3 protein-coding genes and 1 pseudogene are annotated in these 4,723 nt (G+C 59.5%); 2 read left to right on the top strand and 2 right to left on the bottom strand.

Annotated elements, in window-relative coordinates; all coding sequences use genetic code 11:
- Positions 1-406 precede the first annotated feature (406 nt).
- Positions 407-682 (top strand): hypothetical protein, encoded by a 276-nt coding sequence (locus EN984_RS38260; protein ID WP_127262750.1) that lies wholly within the window; start codon positions 407-409, stop codon positions 680-682.
- Positions 683-785: 103 nt separating this feature from the next.
- Here the strand turns inward: EN984_RS38260 and EN984_RS23080 are convergent.
- Positions 786-2,009, bottom strand: a pseudogene (locus tag EN984_RS23080) (IS110 family transposase).
- Positions 2,010-2,710: 701 nt separating this feature from the next.
- Here EN984_RS23080 and EN984_RS23085 point away from each other — a divergent pair.
- Complete coding sequence (locus tag EN984_RS23085; protein WP_063170390.1) at positions 2,711-3,628, top strand: LysR family transcriptional regulator; 918 nt, start codon at positions 2,711-2,713, stop codon at positions 3,626-3,628.
- 48 nt (positions 3,629-3,676) lie between these two features.
- On the opposite strand, the gene EN984_RS23090 is transcribed toward EN984_RS23085, so the two are convergent.
- Positions 3,677-4,480: a TIM barrel protein gene (locus tag EN984_RS23090; RefSeq protein WP_063169395.1), complete on the bottom strand. Its 804-nt coding sequence runs from the start codon at positions 4,478-4,480 to the stop codon at positions 3,677-3,679.
- Positions 4,481-4,723 lie beyond the last annotated feature (243 nt).

Genomic DNA, 4,723 nt, shown 5'->3' on the forward strand with positions numbered 1-4,723 from the left:
ATGGTTGACCACGCTTTTCAAAGATCGTGAACTACATCTCCTCGTTGTGCTCGACGCACTCCGGACAAGTAACCTCATGGGCGCGGCATGCAGGATTAACCGAGCCCAGCCGGTCATGAGTGCGGCCGGCGCTCGGCTGCTCGATTTATTTGCGCGATAAGCTCGCGACCATGTCCGCGGAGGTATTCAAACTTAACGCTGCGTCCGGGAGCTCTTGCCCTCCAGTTTGCGACGCTCCCCCGCCCATCCAGTGATCGTTTATTTCGTCGGATAGTTTGACCCGGCTCTACCGAATCGCCGCTTCAGGATCATTCTTTCCGATTTCGTCACGCTCGTATTTCTGCCGCGTCCTACACCGATTGGGCGCGAACAAAACTGAGCGCCTTGGAACCCGAACCCGTGCGTCGTGACCGGGAGCATCCGGGGCGAACTCATCCGCTCGGGGGCATCGCATCACCGGACGGCGACAGGCACGGTCGACCGGCATCTCGGCATCGGCTGGGAATTCGTCCATGGTCTGCATTGGCGACGACGCTTCCTGAGGCCACGTAGCCCTTATGCCAAGCTGGGCGCCCGGGTCGAGCGCGTAATGACGACAATTGCTTCGCTGCAGGTCAAACGCTTTCCGGGCCACCTGCAAAGTCTTCACCCGGCCGTACAGCGCCCAAGACCACTGATGTGATCGACAAGAGCCTTTTTGATAAATCTGCGCTATTCTCCTGTCGCGCACGGACGACCGCGTGGCGAAGAGCAGGGTCCGAGATGAGAGCCCTGCCGCGCAGCTTCTATCGTCGCGCCTCGTTTGCGGCATCCGTGCCTACCCTCTTCGGACCTCGTGGGTTCCAACCGGCGACGAGGCGTGCATAGGCGCCCTCGGCCTGCTCCACCCAGCGGCGCTCTTCTTCCCGGTGGCTCTTTATGTTGTAGGCGTGCGCTCCCTTTTGGCCGCGCACAGCCTTGCTCCCGGCCTTGAGTTCCACATCGCGCAAGCTTCTTGGCATGCAGGGAGGGTCGAGCCCACGCGTAACTCTCGCCCTTCTCAACAGATGACAGATCACGACAGAGAGTTTGCGTGCGGTTGCCACGGCCGCGACATGCTGTCCGCGCCGGGCTCGCACGCCGCAGGGAGAAGGCTCGCAACGGTCCGGGAGCACGAGCGGCCGCCCAGGCCGCCTCGACGAGCATGCCGCGCGCATGACCACGGCCCTGCTTGGTGATCCGCCCATGGTAGGCCGGACCTGGCCGGACTGCTGGACGCTTGGGTTCAACCCGAGATAGGTCACGAGCTTCTGCGGATCGTCGAAGCGCGACACGTCGCCGATCGCCGCCCTTCATCGCCAGCGCGACGGTGATGTCGACGCCGGGAATGGTCATCAGCCGCTTCACGCCTTCATCCTCGAGAGCCGAGCGGACAAGATCGCGTTCGATGACCTGGAGGTCTTCGCCCAATCGGTCGAACTCGCGCAGATGCCCATCGATCGCGAGGCGCTCGTCCTGCGGTACGACCTGCTCGATTAACCAGGTCCGACCCTTGGCGCCGCACAGGTCAGCATGCGGGCAGGACGGATCAGGTGGCTATGAAGGATCGACTGGATGACGCTCTTCAATCGAGATCTCTGTCGGACAATCTGATTGCGCCGTGTCACCTGTCGACGCAGAGCCTGCGTCGGCTCGTCCGCAATCCAGACTTCTGGCAAGAAGCCGCTGGCATAGAGCTGCGCAAGAACGTCGGCGTCGATCGTCGTTTTGATCTTGGCATAGGCAACGATAAACACCTGTTTCGGCTTGGCGATCCCCACCTTCTTCACATGCGGCGCAACCACAGCTGCAGCGGACGTCGCGTTGCCGGTGGCCTCGATCACCCCGACATCGTTCGGCGACAGCTTCGCGGCGAACGCCGCCAGCAGATCGCGCCGCATGTCGACGCGGCCGAGTCGCCTGAGCCTGCCCTCCTCCCATGCCACTGCTTCGGCGAAGGCGCGGTGAATATCCAGTCCGATGATAAGCATGCCCGTTCCTCCTTCTTGGCTCGGTCAAAGACGGGAGCTGGCGGGCAACACGACATCTACTGATCCGCGCTCGCAGCGCATCCGGGAAAGTCGCGAGGGGCGGCCATGTAACGAGCTCGGGCTCTCAGCCCACGGTCTATTGACGGCCTGCCTGCACCTTTGTGCTCCCGGTGCCCCACGTCCCGGATGGGCTCACCATAAGGGCGTTCCAAAACAAGAACAGCAGGACGAGAAGGCACCACAGATCACATACCGGATAGCGGCAAGGCCAAGCGCTTCGTTCAGATAGGCTTGCGCCAATGGGCTTAGGCCGAGCCTACAACAGCTCTCAAAAACGCTGCCGGACTGCTGCATTGGCTCGCCGATACAATTGGCACAGGCCTCACGGCAGCTTAGGATCAAACCGCCCATCAGTCGCCTCGGACTGGAAAGGTGCACCCTATTAGGTTCCACGCCTAGCTAGGTCGGGGCCGCCGAAGACGCTGGTTGATAGACCGGCGCCATCGGCCCGGCGTTTCAAACTGCCAATCTCTGACCTGCACAGTACGAACGATTGCTCGCTTCGGCAGATCACGCGGCTCATATGTCGGACCTTAACGTCATCCATCATAAACTTTTTGCGACAAAAGATTGCAAGAATGCTAAATTGTTAAAGTCGTTTGTTTCGGTTAAAGGCATCCATCCCATGGATGGCTGATGACATGCGTTTCAAAGGACTTGATCTAAATCTCCTCGTTGTGCTCGACGCACTCCTGACGGAGCGTAATCTCTCGGCGGCGGCACGCAGGATTAACCTGAGTCAGCCCGCCATGAGTGCGGCCGTCGCCCGACTGCGCGATTATTTCCGCGATGAACTGTTTACGATAAGAGGTCGCGAAAGATTTCTAACCCCGCGTGCGGCAGCATTTGCCCCCGCAGTTCGCGACGCTCTCCAGCACATCCAGTGCTCGATTATTTCTTCGGATCCGTTTGACCCAGCTCGAGCCGATCGCCTCTTCAGGATCATTCTTTCCGATTTCGTCACGCTCGTGTTTTTCGAAAAGCTTGTGGAGCGTATTTCACGGGAAGCCCCCGCCGTCAGCTTCGAACTGCTGCCTGTCGACGATAGCCCCGATGAGCTTCTCCGGCGCGGTGACGTCGATTTTCTAATTCTACCGGATATGTTCACGTCGAGTGTGCATTCAAGCGTTGCGCTGTTTGACGAGAAGCTCGTGTGCGTAGGCTGTCCCACAAACAAGCAGCTGCCACAGCAGCTTACATTCGAGAGATACATGTCGATGAGGCACGTCGCGGTCAGGTTCGGGCGTACGATGAAGCCGTCTATCGAGGAATGGTTTTTGCTTGAGCATGGCCTTAAGAGACGTGTCGAGGTCGCCGTGCAGGGCTTCAGCATGATTCCACCTATGGTGTCCGGCACAGCTCGTATAGCGACCATGCCCTTACGGCTGGTCAGGCATTTCGAAAAAACGTTCCCCCTGCGGGTTATCGAACTTCCGCTGCCATTTCCCACATTCACCGAGACCCTCCAATGGCCGGCCCTCCACAATAGCGATCCGGCAAGCATCTGGATGCGGGAGATAATGATACAGGAGGCATCTCGGATGGCTGCCCCGCTGTGAACCCACGGAAAATTCAGGCGCACCTATAGTCACTACTCCTGTCACCATCTACTTTGACGACAATAGCCCTCGCCGGATAAAGTCGATGCTGGCGGCAAGTGCGCCTGCGAGATCGTCCAGAGAATGGACTTCCTCGACCAGCTCGAATGAGAAAGGTCCCGCGTAGCCGCCATCCAGCAGCGCCTGAATCTGGCTGCCATTGTCGGAACCTGCAAGAAAGCGATCGGGGTAAATCCAGAAGGTCGGGTCGTTTACGCTTGAAATGTGCACCAGGCCGGTAAGCTCGCAGAACAGGCATGTCTCCCCGGCCAGGGTGTGGTGGAACGTGTCGTGCACGAGGCGAAAGACGGACTGGCCATCAACCGCGGCAACGGCCTCGGCCGCTTCCTTCTTTGATCGAAGCGAGCAGGTTCGGAAACCCAGCGGCTCGATGAGACCGATCAGACCCCGCGACTGGAGGATTGGCTTGATCTCGTTTAGAGCGAAACGAAGATTGTCCTGGCGCTCGCTATTGGTGGGCCACGAGCTGCGGTTGGCCGGCACCAACACGAGCGTCTCCGCCCCGCACGCCGTCGCATAATCGGCGAGGTTGCTTGCCTCGGCCTGACGCGTTGGAGTCCAGTCGTTGAACCGCTGCAAGGCGTTGACAGAGATGATCGTGACGCCCGCTTCGGTAGCGGCCAACCGAACGTCCGCAGCCGGAATGCCGCGTGCGACAGGATTGCTGAAATGAGGGTAACGGATTTGGACGTCGGTCAGGCCTTGGTCACGGGCAAGCGCGAAAAGCGCACTGACGTCAAGGCGGGGCGCCGCCATGTGATCGAGTGCAAAGCGGGGCGATACCTGGCGCATTGCTTGACTTTCCTTCCATGAAGCGCGGCTGCCATTTCGGCATCCGGCTTCTTTCAAGACGGAACCACGCCGGTTCACAGATCGGACAGAGACGGCCGAGTCAATCGAGCTTTCCTTTCATCGGTGAAAGGAAAATGGGCGCTCATGATAGAAATCCATCAAGGTCAAATATTTTCCGGAAGATAAATGTCGAACGGCAGAAATGTCTGCCCCGGGCTCTCCGCGACGCCGGCTTTGATGGCC

It is taken from the genome of Mesorhizobium sp. M7A.F.Ca.CA.004.12.1.1, from assembly GCF_003997835.1.
Classification (GTDB): Bacteria; Pseudomonadota; Alphaproteobacteria; order Rhizobiales; family Rhizobiaceae; genus Mesorhizobium.